This window comes from Pseudoalteromonas sp. SWXJ133, from assembly GCF_015864365.1.
In the GTDB taxonomy this organism is placed as follows: domain Bacteria; phylum Pseudomonadota; class Gammaproteobacteria; order Enterobacterales; family Alteromonadaceae; genus Pseudoalteromonas; species Pseudoalteromonas arctica.
Genome location: NZ_JADYXJ010000033.1, coordinates 15,384 through 32,455, shown reverse-complemented (window position 1 = coordinate 32,455; position 17,072 = coordinate 15,384). Strand labels below are relative to the sequence as shown.

General features: G+C 41.3%; 12 protein-coding genes. 8 read left to right on the top strand and 4 right to left on the bottom strand.

Annotation, left to right across the window (positions count from 1 at the left end; all coding sequences use genetic code 11):
• Positions 1 to 24 precede the first annotated feature (24 nt).
• Positions 25 to 1,455 carry a Si-specific NAD(P)(+) transhydrogenase gene (gene sthA, locus I6F40_RS18465; RefSeq protein WP_033040546.1) on the bottom strand — a complete coding sequence of 477 codons (1,431 nt, stop codon included), beginning with the start codon at positions 1,453 to 1,455 and terminating at the stop codon, positions 25 to 27.
• A 13-nt stretch (positions 1,456 to 1,468) separates the two neighbouring features.
• Complete coding sequence (locus tag I6F40_RS18460) at positions 1,469 to 2,602, bottom strand: acyl-CoA desaturase (RefSeq protein WP_165729571.1); 1,134 nt, start codon at positions 2,600 to 2,602, stop codon at positions 1,469 to 1,471.
• Between the two features lie 126 nt (positions 2,603 to 2,728).
• Between I6F40_RS18460 and fabR the strand changes: the two genes are divergently transcribed.
• The 5 genes from fabR (at position 2,729) to leuD (ending at position 8,444) form a co-directional block, all read left to right on the top strand.
• Positions 2,729 to 3,352: an HTH-type transcriptional repressor FabR gene (gene fabR, locus I6F40_RS18455; RefSeq protein ID WP_010555448.1), complete on the top strand. Its 624-nt coding sequence runs from the start codon at positions 2,729 to 2,731 to the stop codon at positions 3,350 to 3,352.
• Positions 3,353 to 3,757: 405 nt separating this feature from the next.
• Positions 3,758 to 5,311: a 2-isopropylmalate synthase gene (gene leuA / locus I6F40_RS18450; RefSeq protein WP_008171909.1), complete on the top strand. Its 1,554-nt coding sequence runs from the start codon at positions 3,758 to 3,760 to the stop codon at positions 5,309 to 5,311.
• Positions 5,308 to 6,384: a 3-isopropylmalate dehydrogenase gene (gene leuB / locus I6F40_RS18445; RefSeq protein ID WP_166379167.1), complete on the top strand. Its 1,077-nt coding sequence runs from the start codon at positions 5,308 to 5,310 to the stop codon at positions 6,382 to 6,384. The genes leuA and leuB overlap by 4 nt, the downstream gene beginning before the upstream one ends.
• A gap of 60 nt (positions 6,385 to 6,444) precedes the next feature.
• Complete coding sequence (leuC, locus tag I6F40_RS18440) at positions 6,445 to 7,845, top strand: 3-isopropylmalate dehydratase large subunit (RefSeq protein WP_166379169.1); 1,401 nt, start codon at positions 6,445 to 6,447, stop codon at positions 7,843 to 7,845.
• Positions 7,845 to 8,444: a 3-isopropylmalate dehydratase small subunit gene (gene leuD, locus I6F40_RS18435; RefSeq protein ID WP_010555450.1), complete on the top strand. Its 600-nt coding sequence runs from the start codon at positions 7,845 to 7,847 to the stop codon at positions 8,442 to 8,444. Before leuC ends, leuD begins: the two co-directional genes overlap by 1 nt.
• A gap of 91 nt (positions 8,445 to 8,535) precedes the next feature.
• On the opposite strand, the gene I6F40_RS18430 is transcribed toward leuD, so the two are convergent.
• Entirely contained in the window at positions 8,536 to 10,035 is a 1,500-nt protein-coding gene (locus I6F40_RS18430) for a DUF3360 family protein (RefSeq protein ID WP_197193310.1), read from the bottom strand.
• 418 nt (positions 10,036 to 10,453) lie between these two features.
• Between I6F40_RS18430 and I6F40_RS18425 the strand changes: the two genes are divergently transcribed.
• Complete coding sequence (locus tag I6F40_RS18425) at positions 10,454 to 11,440, top strand: hypothetical protein (RefSeq protein WP_197193309.1); 987 nt, start codon at positions 10,454 to 10,456, stop codon at positions 11,438 to 11,440.
• An 88-nt stretch (positions 11,441 to 11,528) separates the two neighbouring features.
• Here I6F40_RS18425 and I6F40_RS18420 read toward each other — a convergent pair whose 3' ends face one another.
• Entirely contained in the window at positions 11,529 to 13,157 is a 1,629-nt protein-coding gene (locus tag I6F40_RS18420) for an endonuclease (protein WP_197193308.1), read from the bottom strand.
• 303 nt (positions 13,158 to 13,460) lie between these two features.
• Between I6F40_RS18420 and I6F40_RS18415 the strand changes: the two genes are divergently transcribed.
• Entirely contained in the window at positions 13,461 to 15,275 is a 1,815-nt protein-coding gene (locus I6F40_RS18415; RefSeq protein ID WP_121955326.1) for an assimilatory sulfite reductase (NADPH) flavoprotein subunit, read from the top strand.
• A 61-nt stretch (positions 15,276 to 15,336) separates the two neighbouring features.
• A complete protein-coding gene (cysI, locus tag I6F40_RS18410; protein WP_166379175.1) occupies positions 15,337 to 17,034 on the top strand; it encodes an assimilatory sulfite reductase (NADPH) hemoprotein subunit in 1,698 nt (565 codons plus the stop codon).
• The last annotated feature ends 38 nt before the right edge of the window (positions 17,035 to 17,072 follow it).

Sequence of the window (17,072 nt, the reverse complement as noted above, 5' to 3'; positions counted from 1 at the left end):
TTTTAAAACTTCTTAATTAAGCCGTTATTTAAATAAGCGATTTAAACCATTTAATGCCGCAACACGGTAGGCTTCAGCCATGGTTGGGTAGTTAAATGTGGTATTTACAAAGTAGTCGATATTATTGCCACCATTTTTTTGTTCCATAATAGCTTGGCCAATGTGAACAATTTCAGATGCACGCTCGCCAAAACAATGTACGCCAAGTACTTCTTTGGTTTCAGTGTGGAATAATATTTTTAAACTACCTACTTCAGTACCAGCAATTTGCGCACGTGCCAAATGCTTAAACTGAGCACGGCCAACTTCATACGGTACTTTAGCGGCTGTAAGTTCTTGCTCTGTTTTACCTACTGAGCTCATTTCTGGAATGGTATAAATACCAGCCGGAATATCAACAATCAGTCTGTCATCGCAGTTACCACATGCAATTGCATCAGCAGCTATGCGACCTTGGTCAAACGCAGCACTTGCAAGGCTTGGATAGCCAATTACATCACCTACAGCGTAAACGTTATCAATTTCTGTTTGATATGTTTCGTTAACTTTTAATTGGCCACGGCTATCGGCTTTTAAACCAATGGCTTCAAGGTTTAATGTATCAGTGTTACCAGTACGGCCATTAGCAAATAAAATACAGTCAGCTTTTACGCGTTTGCCTGATTTTAAATGCATAATAACGCAGTCGTCACGGGTCTCTATTCGGTCAAACTCTTCGTTATGACGAATAACAATACCGCTGTTCCAAAAGTGATAGCTAAGCGCGTCAGATATTTCAGCATCCATAAAAGCAAGCAAGCGGTCACGTGTATTAACTAAATCAACTTTAGCGCCTAAACCTTTAAATATAGAAGCGTACTCACAACCAATTACACCAGCGCCGTATATAAGTACGCGATGAGGGTCGTGTTTAAGACCTAAAATAGTGTCGCTCTCATAAATACGAGAATGCGTAAAATCGACTTCAGGTGGGCGATAAGGGCGTGAACCGGTTGCTATAACAATTGTTTTAGCAGTCAGTCGCTCAGTTGAACCATCATTTCTTTTTACTTCAATTGTGTGCTTATCTACAAAGCTCGCATCACCTTGAAACATATGAATGCGGTTACGATCGTAAAAGCTGCTACGTAAATTAGATTGCTTAGAAATAACAGAACTTGCGTGACGTAAAATATCAGGAAATGTTAAGCGGCTAGGGCGCTCACCAACATTAAATAACGGATTTGCTTTGTATTCAATATAGCGGCTAACAGAGTGGCGAAGCGCTTTTGAAGGAATTGTTCCCCAGTGCACACAACCGCCACCAACTGATTCTTGGCGTTCAATAACCGCTACTTTTTTGTCATTTTTTGAAAGGTTCATGGCGGTACCTTCACCGCCAGGACCCGTGCCAATAATTATTGCATCATATTGGTATGTCACGGGTACTTTTTTTTGTTCTGGTTGTTTGGCCACAGCCACTCCTAAATTAATTAAAAGAGGCTTTTAATAACCTCGCATTAAGTGCTAGCCATGCCTGTTTTTGATTTTCCCAGGCGGCTTCCAACTCATGGTATTGTGCCATTAATGCTGAGCGTTCACACTGCTTTGCCATGTTATTTTTTTTAACTTCTAACACTTGTTTTTGTAGTGAACAATAATTTTGCAGTTTTTTCAGCAGTAAATCGTACTCTTGTTGTAATAATGTAATCTTATCTTGTGCTAAAGGCAATTTTGCAAGACGCGTTTGCGTTTTGCTCATTAGCGTTTCGGCCTTTGCTTTTTCGATACGTTCAACAGGTGTACGCTTCAATTTATTAGCTAAACCAACAGCGGCTAAAGAGCGGATCATCCATTTTGTTGGATCGTAATGAAACCATTTAATACCGTTACGGTAGTCGCTTGCAAAAATATGGTGGAAGTTGTGATACCCCTCACCGTATGTAAATAACGCTAAAAAGCCGTTATCGCGTGCCGTATTTTTTTCGGTGTATGGGCGAGAGCCCCAAATATGTGCAACCGAATTTATAAAAAAGGTAAAGTGTTGGCTTAGTACTAAGCGTAGTAAACCTGCAAGAATTAACATACCCCACACATCACCAACCAATAAACCAAGTGCAAGAGGCAAACCTACGTTCATAGCAACAGCTAGTTTTAAGTAGTGCTTATGTTGCCACATAACGACTTTATTTCGTTGTAAATCACGACAATTACTATAGTCGTTGTAGCTATCGCCTTGGTAGTCACGTAACATCCAGCCGATATGGCTATACCAAAAACCATTGGTAGCCGCGTAAGGGTCTTTTATTGGGTCGTCAACTTGACCGTGATGTATACGGTGATCGCTACTCCAATGCAAAGCACTGTTTTGTAGTGCAAAAGCACCGCCAAGCGCAAAAATAAATTCAACAGCAGGGTGTGCGTTATAGGTTTTATGTGCCCATAATCGATGGTAGCCGGCAGTAATTGATAAGCCTGCATAAAACATGCAGCCAACAAAAGCAATCCAATGCGCGCTGGTAAATCCGTAGCTAATGGCGTACCAAGGTACAAGTGTGGCAGCCGCCAAAAAGGTTAGGCTAAAAAATAGGACGTTTGTCCAAATAATCGGTGGTTTATTCATAATTCTCAATCTCAGCGTACAACTGTAAGCTAAAATAGTATTTCAAACTCTCGTCGTCAAGTATTAGACTGGACAATTGAGCTAATATCACTAAATATTCATATAAAATAATTCAGGGAGCTGTTGATGTCGGGTGTTAGAGCGCAACAGAAACAAAAAACACGACAGGCGTTAATTCAAGCGGCATTTAATCAGCTGAGTGCTGATCATAGTTTTTCGAATTTAAGTTTACGCGAAGTAGCACGAGAAGCTGGTATTGCCCCAACTTCTTTTTATCGTCATTTTAAAGACATGGATGAGCTAGGTTTAACCATGGTAGACGAAGCCGGTTTAACCCTTCGTCAACTAATGCGTCAAGCACGCAGACGAATAGCAAACGATGGCGGCAGTGTTATAAATACCTCAGTGGTTACTTTTATGGAGTTTATTGATAACTCAAGTAACCAATTTAGGTTGTTGCTGCGAGAACGCTCTGGGACTTCTAAAGCATTTAGAGCCGCTGTAGCCCGCGAGGTAAAACATTTTATTTTAGAGCTGGCTCATTATTTAGAAAGTGAAACTAAATGTAATGCTATGCATGCCTATATTCAGGCTGAATCTATGGTAACGCTCGTATTTAATGCGGGTGCAGAGGCGCTCGATATAGAAGGGTTGCAACGCGACGAATTGATTGAGCGCGTTATTTGGCAACTGCGTTATATTACTCGTGGAGCCGGGCATTACGTAAGAGAAACGAATAAAGAAGCATAGCTTAAAAAAATTGCAAAAAGTTAATATAAGCACGGTATATTGCAGTGCTTATTAATTTAAGCGTCGCTGGTTACGTATTTGTTATTTTAATTCCTTATAGGTACCTTGTTTGAATTAAAAAACCCAATTGAATCGTTTTTAAATCTGTTTTGTGGAATTTTTATGCTTGCTTCCATCGCTTTGTAATGTTAAAAATAGGCTTCACTGAACACACACACAAGAAAACAAGATGCATATTATTCGTTTAATTACACTAAAACTTAACCTCTTACTGCTATGGTCAGTGAGCGGGGATTAGTGTGTTTGCATCGAGTTGAACACTAAAAACCCCGCAATTGCGGGGTTTTTTTTATCTCGCGGCTGGGATTAATTGAAATTTGGGTAACATAGGAATGAGGGGCAGTTATGCAAGAGCAAGATAAAGTATGGATTTTTGATACCACCTTACGTGATGGTGAGCAGGCACTCAAAGCGAGCCTTACTGAAGATGATAAAATTCAATTAGCACATACAATTAGCCGCTTGAATGTGGATGTGATGGAAGTGGGTTTTCCGGTTTCGAGCCCTGCTGATTTTCGCTCGGTGCAACGTATTGCAACCGAAGTAAAAGGCCCGATTATTTGTGGTTTGGCACGCTCAGTTGCTAAAGACATTGAAGCCTGTGGCGAAGCACTTCGCACAGCTCAGCAAAGCCGTATTCATACTTTTATTGCTACAAGCCCTTTGCACCTTGAACATAAATTACGTATGAGCTTAGACGATGCAACGGCAATGGCTGTTAAATCAATTAAATTGGCACGTAACTATACTGATGATGTTGAATTTTCGTGTGAAGATGCCGGTCGTACGCCGCATTGGGATTTATGTAAAATTGTTGAGCAGGCAATTAATGCCGGAGCTTCAACTATTAACTTGCCAGACACCGTTGGTTTTGTAACGCCAGACGAATACGCCGCGATGATCCGCCATTTAATGAATAACGTGCCAAATATTGATAAAGCGCGCTTAAGTGTGCATTGCCACAACGATTTAGGCCTAGCAGTAGCAAACTCGGTGGCTGCAGTGCAAGCCGGAGCACGTCAAATTGAGTGTACTATTAATGGCATTGGTGAGCGTGCTGGTAACTGCTCGCTTGAAGAAGTGGCGATGATCATGAAAATGCGCCACGACCACTTAAAAGTATATACCGATATTAAAAGTGAAGAAATTTACCGTGCATCTCGCCAAGTGGCTAAGATTTGTAATATGCCAGTACAACCAAATAAAGCGATTGTTGGCGAAAACGCCTTTGCACATAGTTCTGGCATTCACCAAGACGGTGTATTAAAAGCGCAAAATACTTATGAGATTATGTCGCCAGAAAGCGTGGGTGTGCCAAGCAACCAATTAAATATGACTTCGCGTTCGGGCCGTCATGTTATTGAGCATCGCTTAGAAGAGTTAGGCTATCAAAAATCTGATTACGATATGGATGGCTTATATAAAAGCTTTATCGAATTGGCTGACCAAAAAGGCACAGTATACGATTACGACCTTGAGGCGATGATTTACTTTAATCAAATTAACGACAAAGACGAAAAATACCAATTAGAATTTGTTAACTCAGCCTCTAACTCACAATCGGTAGCAAGTTCTACGATTGGAATGCGAATTGATGGCGAAGCTAAACAAGAAGCCGCGACAGGTAATGGTCCAGTAGAAGCCTCGTTTGCAGCTATTGAGCGCTTAACCGGTATGAGCGTTGAAATGATTGAATATAACTTAGAAGCGACAGGTCAAGGTGCAAGCTCATTAGGCCAAGTAAATATTATAGCTAAATACGATGGCCGACCTTACCACGGTGCGGGTATTGCAGCGGATGTGGTTGAAGCGTCGGTACGCGCCATGATCCGTGTTTATAACTTAATTTATCGTGCACAAAAAGTGTCTGATTTAAAACAACAAAGGAAAGCAGGATGAGTAAAACAAACTACAGCGTTGCGGTATTGGCTGGCGACGGTATTGGCCCAGAAGTCATGGCAGCAGCAGAGCAAGTACTTGATGCTGTAAGCAATAAGTTTGGTTTTACCCTAAACCGCGAGCATTATGCAATTGGCGGTGCAGCCATTGACGAATTTGGTAAAGCATTACCACAGAGCACGCTTACTGCGTGCGAAAACTCAGACGCTATTTTATTTGGTTCGGTAGGCGGTCCTAAATGGGAAAACTTACCACCAAACGAGCAGCCTGAGCGCGCATCGTTATTGCCGCTTCGTAAGCACTTTGGTTTGTTTTGTAATTTACGCCCTGCACAGTTATTACCTGCATTAAGTGCAGCGTCGCCACTTCGCGCTGATATCAGCGAAAAAGGTTTTGATATTTTATGTGTGCGCGAACTAACTGGCGGCATTTACTTTGGTGAAAAAGGCCGCAGTGGTGAAGGCGCAGAAGAGTTTGCATTTGATACGCAAACATACTCGCGTAAAGAAATTGAACGTATTGCACGCTTTGCTTTTGAAGCTGCAAAACTACGTAGTAACCATGTTACCTCTGTTGATAAAGCCAATGTATTAGCATCAAGCGTATTATGGCGCGAAGTAGTAACCGAAGTAAGCAAAGACTACCCAGAAGTAAGCTTAGATTACATTTACGTAGATAACGCCGCTATGCAGTTAGTTAAGCAGCCTAGCCAATTTGATGTATTACTTTGCGATAACTTATTTGGCGATATTTTGTCAGATGAGTGCGCCATGATCACAGGCTCAATGGGCTTATTACCATCGGCAAGCTTGAATCAATCGGGTTTTGGATTGTACGAGCCAGCAGGCGGTTCAGCACCAGATATTGCAGGTAAAGGCGTTGCAAACCCAATAGCACAAATTTTAAGTGCTGCATTAATGCTACGTTACTCGCTAGGACAAGACGAAGCTGCACGCACCATTGAAAAAGCAGTAGCAGAAGCCGTAGAAGCAGGCGTTGGCACACCAGATATATATCCAAATGCAGGTTACAGCACAAGCGATGTGGCTGCAGCCATCGTTTCACGCATTTAATAACATAGTAAAGTTGCAGCACCGTTATGCTGCAACTCAAACAGATTAGGGAATTAGCAAGTGGCCCAAACGTTATACGAAAAAATTTGGCAAGCACATACCGTTGCCAGCATAAATGAGCAAACCGACTTACTTTATATTGACCGCCATTTAGTGCATGAAGTTACTTCTCCGCAGGCTTTTGCAGGTCTACGTGAAAAAAACCGTACTGTACGTTGCCCAGAAAAAACTTTTGCAACGATGGATCACAACGTATCGACTAAGAGCCGATCACTTGATGCGGCAAGCGAAGTATCTAAAAACCAATTAATGGCGCTTGATAAAAACTGTAAAGAGTTTGGTATTGTACTTTACGATTTAAACTCGATTAACCAAGGCATTGTGCACGTAATGGGCCCAGAGCAAGGTATTACCTTGCCAGGCACAACCATTGTATGTGGCGATAGCCATACCTCTACACATGGTGCGTTTGGTGCATTAGCGCATGGTATTGGTACGTCTGAGGTTGAGCACGTATTAGCAACGCAAACGCTACAGCAAAAAAAGGCGAAATCGTTAAAAATTCAAATTAACGGTGTATTGCGTCCAACGGTTACGGCTAAAGATTTAATTATGGCGGTTATTGGCAAGTTAGGTACCGCTGGTGGCACAGGTTATGTAGCTGAGTTTTGTGGTGCAGGCATTGAAGCGCTTTCAATGGAAGCCCGTATGACGCTATGTAATATGAGCATAGAAATGGGTGCAAAAGCGGGTTTAATTGCATCTGACCAAATTACTTATGATTACTTAAAAGGTCGTCCGTTTGCACCAAAAGGCGCAGATTTTGATGCAGCCGTTGAATATTGGGAAACATTAAAAACAGATGAAGGCGCACACTTTGATTTAGTTGTTGAGCTAAATGCCGACGACATTCAGCCACAAATTACCTGGGGCACAAGCCCAGAGCAAGTAATTGGTGTTGATGAGTGCATACCCGATCCAGATAAAGAACCAGACTTAATTAAAGCCGATGCTATTCGCAGCGCGCTTAAATACATGGATTTAAAAGCGGGCGATAAATTATCAAGCGCGAAAGTAGACACGGTATTTATTGGCTCATGTACAAATAGCCGCATTGAAGACTTGCGCGCTGCTGCAAAAATTGTTGAAGGCAAACATGTTGTAGCCGGCATAGAGGCGTTAATTGTACCGGGCTCTGGCTTAGTTAAAAAACAAGCCGAAGACGAAGGCTTAGCCGATATTTTTAAAGCCGCTGGCTTTGAATGGCGCGAACCGGGTTGTTCTATGTGTTTAGCGATGAACGATGACCGCCTAGGAGCAGGCAAGCGTTGTGCATCTACTTCTAACCGTAACTTTGAGGGTCGCCAAGGTCGTGGCGGGCGTACCCATTTAGTTAGCCCTGCAATGGCGGCAGCCGCTGCAATACATGGTCACTTTGTTGATATTAGAGGAGAAGCCTAATGAGCGTATTTTTTAGTGGCTTAATGGCCCCACTTGATAAAAACAATGTAGATACTGACCAAATTATCCCTAAGCAGTTTTTAACATCAACTAGCCGCGAAGGCTTTGATGCGGCATTGTTTTATGATTGGCGTTACCTAGATAACGACGAGCCAAACCCTGACTTTATTTTAAATCGCCCGTGTTACCAAGGCGCGCAAATATTATTAACGCGCGACAACTTTGGTTGTGGCTCATCTCGTGAGCACGCGCCATGGGCGCTGAAGCAATATGGCTTTGAAGTTATTTTAGCTGAAAGCTTTGCAGATATTTTCTTTAATAACTGTGGTAACAACCAAATGTTAGCCATAGCGTTACCTGCCGACACGCTTGAGCAATTGTTTGTACTTAGCGAGCAGCACGACGATATTAACATTGAAATCGATCTTGAAAATCAAACACTAACAAGCAGTAAGTTTGCACCAATTAGTTTTGATATTAGTAAAGAGGTAAAAGAACGTTTGTTAAGTGGTTTAGACTTTATTGGTGTAACCGAAACACTAAACCCACAAATTGATGCGTTTGAAAAACAACTAGCTACTGAGCGTTCTTGGCAGTAATTTCTTAACCTGTAATTAAGAATCACGTATTAAAAAGCACGGCAATTGCCGTGCTTTTTTGTGGGTAAATATGAGATGTGGTAGCTAAGGCTTAATGCCTAAAGTCAGCCATTAACGCAGGTATACCGGGTAACATACCTACAATTGCCATTACAGTGGTAAGTAGCACAAACATGATAAGTGGAATCACCCAGCGGCTCATTTTAGTTAGCTCAGCGCTGCGCTCTTTACAGCCAATCAGCCCTAAGTTATCAAGTAACATAGTAAGTGACCAACCAAAAGCAGGATTAACCAAGGTCGAAGCAAACACCACAATAGCGGCTGATTGCGTCGTTTTACCTTCGCGCGTCATTTCCATGCCAGCTTCAAGTAGCGGGATAAACACCCCAACAATAAGCGCTACACACAATACAGGCTGCCAAATTGCTAAATCCATAGGGTAACCCCATAAACCAGCAATAATACAAAATAATGCAGTTAAAATAGCGCCAGCAGGAATAGGGCGCTTAGCAATAGCGGCAGGCACAATATAAGTACCCCAAGACGAGGCAAAGTTAGCACCACCGGCAAGTGAGCCAAATGTTTGTCTAACCGATGCGCTTAGCATGGTGTCGTCTATATTCATTTGTACTTTTTCGGTGCGTTGCGGATAGCTTATTTTTTGAAATACTTGATGGCCTAAAAAATCAGGAGACCACATAGCAACGGCGAGCACTGCAAATGGTAGTACAACAACAAAGCTTTCAAGTGTTGGTAAACCTAGCATCCAACCCGTGTTTTCGCCCCACCAGTAAGCTGGGTTCATATTTGGTAAACCCGGTGCAGTATGAAACTCAAACGGTGCACCTAAGGCAAAGGCAACCACGCCACCAATAAGGCAGCTTAACGGCACGGCTAACCAACGTTTTTTAAAGTGCTCTAACAGTGCATATAGTAAAATGGTGGCTAAAATAACAATAAACGCAATGTGTGCCATATCAATGGCTTCAGCCCAAGCAAACAGCTTTTTAACTTGCGAAATAGTACCAATAAAGCCTAAATAAATAAGTAGCCCGCCACATACACCTTTACTGGTTAGGCGCGCGAGCATACTTCCTCCCTTGGTTATGGCTAAAATAAAACCAAAGGCACCAATGAGTAAGCCAAACGCCATAGGATGGCCGCCAGCAGCAACAACAATAGGAATTAACGGAATAAGCGGGCCGTGAGTACCAGCCAAGTTGGCTGTAGGTAAAATAAAGCCTGAGAATAAGATGATAAAAATAGAAACAATGAGTAATTCGTAGCGCACATTTTCTAAAACAAAGGCATCGCTTAATCCAAGAGGCGCCGCAAAGGTTGCTGCAATAGCCCCCACCATAACGACTTTACCAATAGTGCCCGCCATTGCAGGTATAGTGTCTTCAAATTCAAATCGGTAATCTCTAGACGGTAAATTAGGACGCCAGCGCTTAGGCTGCATAATTTGTAATTCATGTTCGAGGTACTCGTCGCGAGTATTAAACTCTGAACTCGGCTTGTGAAGTTGCTCGTAGCTTTGAGCATCCTTGTGCGTGTTTGATGGTGCATCACCGGGTGGTGTAGTTTGCATGCGTTCTCCTGCAACATTGTTGCTTAATCAAATAAATACGGCTTTTGTTAAAGCAAATGAATATTGAACATGCAGGGTAAATCAGCTTTTAGGCTGGGATGTATAGGCAAAAGGTCGTGCATGGTTGTTTTTAATACAGTTAATCTGACAGTCAGCTTTACGTTAAAAATTATAAAATTACACAAAATGATTTAAAGTTATTACAAATCAATGGTTTGTTTTTTATTTCAAGGAGTTTGATCACTGTTTATAGCGGGAAGTAGTGTTAATGGCAGGTTATTATCCTTTAGTCTTAGTGGCTGTAAAAGCCGCTTTGTTTGAAAAGCTTATTGGTAGCAGCCGTTAATTTCGTTTTATTTGTGGTGAAATAATACTTCTGTTACTTTCGGATTGTTAATAACAACAATAAAGAATAGAGATGCAACTCAACTCCCCTAAATCAATTGGTATTTTACTTGGTACGCTTTACGGCATATTTATGCGGCTGTTTGTAGAGCTAGTCAATGCTTACAATTTAGGTAGCTTAGTCTCTATATCATTTATGTTTTTAGTGCCTGTTGCTATTGGCTATATTCGTATTCACTTTGAGTACAACGAATCAAAAACATTAACTAAAAGGCAAATGATCACGATTGCTTGGCAGCCTATTTTTGTTTTTTTATTTGTAAGTGTAATTACTTTGCTTGAAGGGAGCATTTGTGTGGCAATGGCTTTGCCTGCTTTTATGTTTTTTGCCAGCATTGGTGGGTTACTTGCGGGCTTTGTTAGAAAACGTAAAATAAAAAAAGCGAATAGTTCTTTATTATCAATCGCGTTGTTACCTATATTGCTCTCACCTATTGAAGTTAACTTTTTACATTTATCAAAAACATACGAAGTAACAAATTCAATAGCTATTAACGCGCCCATCAATGTTGTGTGGCAGCAGTTAGCTAATGTGAGTGACATAAAACCACAGGAAGTGCCTTTTTCACTCACTCAATTAATTGGTGTACCAAAGCCATTAAAGGCAAGTATGAATGCTAGCGGTATAGGCGCTGTTCGCACAAGTACTTGGCAAAAAGGCGTTGTGTTTGAAGAAGTAATAACCGACTGGCAGCCAAACAAAAAAATGCATTATAGATTTGATATAGACCCAGATGCTATCCCCGATGACGCACTCGATAAACACGTAAAACTAGGCGGTGAATACTTTTCACCTCTTTACGGTGGATATGAGTTAAGTGAAGATAAAAGCGGCAATACGATTTTAACGTTAAAAACGACCGTGCAAGATAATACAAATTTTGGTATTTATTCGCGAATATGGGGTGAGGTGATATTTCAAGATTTTCATCATTCACTTTTAACGTTGATGAAAAACAGAGCTGAAAAATCACTTATCGCAGCTGTTTCTTATAATTAGCTTAAACCATTGTGACTATAAAAAAATATTACACGCTAAAAGTTAAAGCCTTTGCATTTGCAAAGGCTTTTGTTTTAACTGCTAACTTTTACCAGATCATTTCTACAAATTCAGGGTGGTCGATATACGGGTTACGATTACCTTGAAATTCAAACGCTGCTTGGTTACGGTCAAGTTCCATTTGGCTTACAGGATCGCTGTTATGCCAGTTAAGCAGCATGGCTACAACCCAGCTTTCAAACACTTGGTTGCTTGAACCATTAAGTACAGCATTACTTGAGGTCGTTTTTGTTTGCCAAGTGCCTATTACATTTTCGTAGCGCGTTGCCATATAAAAATAAGCGCGAGCAAAGTCACCTTTAAATTCGTCAATTGGCTCAAATACAGTACCTGAGTAATTTAACGAACTTGCGGCAGAACCTAATTTACTTCCGTTAGTTGATGTAAATGAAGCGCTTGCTACTTCACCAAATGGGAAGTTACTACGTTTTGAGTTTACATAACCGTCGGTTGCGTAAATATGATGCACATCTGAGTTCATTGGCTCAATAGTGCCGCCAAACCAGCTTTTAGGAAATGAATGCTCACGGTTGTAACAACCGCCTTCTCCACTATAGTTACCACATTGATCGCTCACCGCAGCATAATTGTAGCTGTCAGAGCCGTTTGGTTTTTCGCTATACATATCTAAAATGCTGTTATCGTTTTCAAAGTATTTATCACGTGCAGATGAGTCGTAAAAATTCCAAATAGCCGAGTAACCCTGTGCATTATGATCTTTAATAATATTATAAAGCTCAGTTTTTAGTGCATAACCCGATAACCCTTGAGCAGTAACATAGTAGCCAGTGGGTGTTGGGGTGGTCCCGCCGCCATCACCAGAGCCACTACCTAAAGTAAATGCTGTGCTGTCGTCGGTGCTATTAAAACTTGCACCGCTAGCAAGTGTGGTAGAGCCTTGCTTAAGCGCATAACTGCCATTACCTGTTGAACAACACATGCCATCGCCGTAGCTGTCGTTAATAACAAGTGTGTAAGTTCCATCAGTTAGGCATATTTGCTCATCATACTGAGTGTTTGATGCGTAACCACTGCCGTTAGCAACAGCGCTACCTTGATTGTTATTAACGGCCCAGCTAGTCTCGCTACCGTAATTATCGGTATTAAGCGTTAGTGTAAGGCTATTGTCGGTACAACTTGTTGATGCGCTGCCATCAGCATTTGGTAAAAAGTTATCTACGTATACGGTTTCGCTTCCATCAAATCCACTTACATCATAAAACCTAAGCCCTACGCTAATTGTTTTATCACTATTTGCTGTATAGCTATGGCTAACTGTTTGCCATTGGTTAGTTTGTGCTTGATTTGAATAGCCTTGATAACCATCTACATACAAGCGAGCTTTAATTTTACCTTCGGTGTGGTAAACATCAGCCGAAAAGTTATAGGTTTTACCTGCTTCTACAGCAACCTGTTGTAGTAAATCAGTGTTACTTTGCGATCCTGTTGTTACATTTGCAGCAGCAGAGCTACTACCGCTTTTAACTGTACTGGTTGAGCGCGTTAAAGCAATTCCGCTATCTATCGTAGTCCATGCATCAGGTGTATTACCTGACCATTGTTCAAAGCCGCCATTAGCTACATTGGCCATTACAGGTAATGAGCCAAGTAATAATGCGGTACTAAGTAGTTTATTTTTATATTTCCCGTGTAACATAGTTGTTCCTATTTTTATTTTGAATGAGGAATATACCCTACATTAGTTAGGTTACAAAATTGTTAATTTAAAGTGCTGTAAAAGGCAATAATCGTCCTTTAATCTGTTTTTGAAGGTATTTTTATAAATTAATAACTAAATGGAATATCAAAGCAGATTCTATTCTTTTTTTATCTATGCAGAGCCCGTTATCCTACATACTTAGAAAACCTCAACAGATACGCTCTGGATGAGGTAAAACTCATTTTTAACAATACACAAAGTGTGTTGTGTTTAATTTTCAGGGTTATGGGGAATCGATTCATGTTGTTAGGTCAACTAAATGCTGCGGCAAGCCCGCTATCGCAAGATCAAGTACAAAAGCTGCAAGGTTTAGTGGCTGAACTTAATCCAATTCAACAAGCGTGGGTAAGTGGTTACTTAGCTGCAAATGCTAATTCGGCTGCGTTAGGTGCTTCTACGGCAGGCGTACCGGCTGCGGGTGATGCAGCAGCGCTAACTATTTTATATGGTTCGCAAACAGGTAACGCAAAAGGTGTAGCTACCAAAATGAAAGAGCAGGCTGAGTCGCGAGGCTTAGCAGTTAAGCTTGTTAGCATGTCAGATTACAAACCAACAGCCCTGAAAAAAGAAAAGTTTTTAACTATCGTTGTATCTACTTACGGCGAAGGTGAGCCACCTGAAGACGCAGAAACACTTCACGAATTTTTAGCCACTAAAAAAGCGCCAAAACTAGACGATGTAAAAATAGCGGTTATTGGCTTAGGTGATTCTAGCTATGAGTTTTTCTGCCAAACAGCAAAAGATTTTGAAGAGCGTTTAAATAAACTCGGTGCGCAAACCATATATCAACGTGCTGATTTAGATGTAGATTACGAAGATGAAGCTGCAACATGGATTGCCGGTGCAGTTGATGCATTCGAACCTGATTTAAAAGCGCAGCAAGAAGCCGCTGGTGGTCAAGTTGTATCAATGCCATTTGGCGCACCAATGACCGCTTCAAGCCAATATACAAAACAAAATCCATTTGAAGCAGAGCTATTAACAGTTCAAAAAATTACCGGTCGCGACTCTACTAAAGATGTACGCCACGTTGAAATTTCGCTTGAAGGTTCAGACATTACTTACACACCTGGTGATTCATTAGGTGTGTACTTTTTAAATGATGATGTATTAGTTGATGAAGTACTTACACTTACTCAAATAGATGCAACAAGCATTGTAAAAGTAGGTGATGAAGAGCTAAGCGTACGCGGCGCACTTATTGAAAAACTAGAGCTGACTCAGTCATACCCTGGTTTTGTAGAAAAATACGCAATAGCAACTGGTACGCCTGAATTATTAAAGCTTGTAGAAGATAAAGCCGCAATGCGTGCGTATATTGAACCTCGCCAAATATTTGATGTAATTCGCCAAAACCCTGCAAAAATTGATGCACAAAAATTAGTAGACTGCCTACGTAAACTACAAGCTCGTTTGTACTCAATTGCATCTAGCCAAGCTGAGGTTGAAGACGAAGTACATTTAACACTAGGTCTAGTGCAGTTTGATGCATTTGATAGCGAGCATTTAGGTGGTTGTACTGGTTACTTAACTCGTCGTGCAGAAGAAGGTTGTAAAGTTAAAGTATTTAGCGAACACAACGACAATTTCCGTCTACCCACTAACGATGATACACCTGTGATTATGGTTGGTCCTGGTACGGGTATTGCGCCGTTCCGTGCATTTTTACAAGAGCGTGATTCGCGTGAAGCACAAGGCAAAAACTGGTTGTTTTTTGGTAACCCACATTTCACTCAAGACTTTTTATACCAAGTAGAAATACAGGGTTATTTAAAATCGGGTTTACTTAACAAAGTAGATGTTGCATTTAGTCGCGATCAAGCAGAAAAAGTATACGTACAAGATAAGTTACGCAGTAACAGTAAAGACGTGTTTGAATGGCTAGAAGCTGGCGCTCACTTTTATATTTGTGGCGATGCAAATCGCATGGCAAAAGATGTACACAACGCCTTGCTTGATATTGTTAAAGAAAACACAGGCAAGAGCAATGAAGACGCAGAGCAATATTTAAAAGATTTGCGTAGCGCAAACCGCTATCAGAAAGACGTGTATTAATCACGTTTCTTATTTTATTTAACAGCTAGCAGCCGTCACTGTAACAAATTTAGGATTTAAAATGAGCGAACAAGATAAAAACGTAAAACTTTCTGATAACGAACGTTTGAAAAGAGAAAGTAACTTTTTACGTGGCACCATAGAAAAAGATTTAACAGACGAAATTACTGGTGGCTTTACAGCCGATAACTTTCAGTTAATACGTTTTCACGGTATGTACCAACAAGATGACCGCGATATACGTGGTGAGCGCGCTAAGCAAAAGCTAGAGCCGCTACATAATGTAATGTTACGTGCACGTATGCCTGGCGGTATTATTAAGCCAGAGCAGTGGTTAGCAATCGACAAGTTTGCAGATGACAAAACAAGCTACGGCAGCATTCGTTTAACAACGCGTCAAACGTTTCAGTTTCATGGAGTGTTAAAGCCAAATATTAAAGGCATGCACCAAATGCTTGATAGCGTAGATATAGACTCTATTGCTACAGCGGGTGACGTTAACCGTAATGTGCTTTGTACTACTAATCCCGTTGAGTCTGAGCTACATCAAGAAGCTTACGACTGGGCTGCAAAAATTTCTGAACATTTATTACCAAAAACGAAAGCGTATGCCGAAATTTGGTTAAATGGCGAAAAAGCAGAAACCACAGAAGAGCCAATTTTAGGATCTAATTACTTACCGCGTAAGTTTAAAACCACGGTGACTATTCCACCTAACAACGAAGTTGATGTACACGCTAACGATTTAAACTTTGTGGCAATTGCTGATAACGGCAAACTTGTTGGTTTTAACGTATTAGTGGGCGGTGGCCTTGCGATGACGCACGGCGATACAGCAACTTATCCGCGTAAGGCTGATGACTTTGGCTTTATTACGCTAGAAGATACCTTAAAAATTGCAGAGCATGTTGTATCTGTGCAGCGCGATTGGGGTAATCGTTCAAACCGTAAAAATGCAAAAACTAAATACACATTAGACCGTGTAGGTGTTGATGTATTTAAAGCAGAAGTTGAAAAGCGCTCAGGCGTTACATTTGCACCAAGTCGCCCGTTTGAGTTTACTCACCGTGGCGACCGCATTGGTTGGGTTGAAGGCATTGATGGTAAGCACCACTTAACGCTATTTATTCAAAGTGGTCGTATTTTAGACTATCCAGGCAAGCCGCTTAAAACAGGTTGTCGTAAAATTGCAGAAGTTCACCAAGGTGACATGCGTATGACGGCAAACCAAAACTTAATTATTGCTGGCGTACCTGCAGATCAAAAAGCCGTGATTGAAGAAATTGCTCGTAGCCATGGTCTGATTGACGACACAGATTCGCAGCAGCGTAAAAATTCTATGGCGTGTGTTTCACTGCCAACGTGCCCACTTGCAATGGCCGAAGCAGAGCGTTACTTACCAAGCCTAGTAGAAAAAACTGAAGCATTACTTGCTAAGCACGGTATACCCGATGACAGCATTATTATGCGCGTTGTAGGTTGCCCGAACGGCTGTGGCCGCGCAATGCTTGCAGAAGCAGGTTTAGTAGGTAAAGGCCCAGGTAAGTACAACGTTTACTTAGGTGGTAATTTAGAAGGCACACGTATTCCTAAATTGTACCTTGAGAACGTAGGCGAAGACGTTTACCTAGAAGCATTCGATAAGCTAATTGGCCAATGGGCAAGCGAGCGCAATGACGGTGAGTGTTTTGGTGACTTTGTTATACGCAAAGGCATTGTTGCTGAAGTAAAAGTATCAGTAACCGATTTTCACGCTTAATTAAATACCAGCGCTTTGGCGCTGGTGAGGTTTGGAAT

Excerpts from the sequence above, each read along its gene's own strand:
- I6F40_RS18430 (WP_197193310.1), bottom strand. The coding sequence starts at position 10,035 with ATGCAAACTACACCACCCGGTGATGCACCATCAAACACGCACAAGGAT.
- cysI (WP_166379175.1), top strand. The coding sequence starts at position 15,337 with ATGAGCGAACAAGATAAAAACGTAAAACTTTCTGATAACGAACGTTTG.
- leuA (WP_008171909.1), top strand. The coding sequence starts at position 3,758 with ATGCAAGAGCAAGATAAAGTATGGATTTTTGATACCACCTTACGTGAT.
- I6F40_RS18420 (WP_197193308.1), bottom strand. The coding sequence starts at position 13,157 with ATGTTACACGGGAAATATAAAAATAAACTACTTAGTACCGCATTATTA.
- leuD (WP_010555450.1), top strand. The coding sequence starts at position 7,845 with ATGAGCGTATTTTTTAGTGGCTTAATGGCCCCACTTGATAAAAACAAT.
- fabR (WP_010555448.1), top strand. The coding sequence starts at position 2,729 with ATGTCGGGTGTTAGAGCGCAACAGAAACAAAAAACACGACAGGCGTTA.
- I6F40_RS18460 (WP_165729571.1), bottom strand. The coding sequence starts at position 2,602 with ATGAATAAACCACCGATTATTTGGACAAACGTCCTATTTTTTAGCCTA.
- I6F40_RS18415 (WP_121955326.1), top strand. The coding sequence starts at position 13,461 with ATGTTGTTAGGTCAACTAAATGCTGCGGCAAGCCCGCTATCGCAAGAT.
- I6F40_RS18425 (WP_197193309.1), top strand. The coding sequence starts at position 10,454 with ATGCAACTCAACTCCCCTAAATCAATTGGTATTTTACTTGGTACGCTT.
- leuB (WP_166379167.1), top strand. The coding sequence starts at position 5,308 with ATGAGTAAAACAAACTACAGCGTTGCGGTATTGGCTGGCGACGGTATT.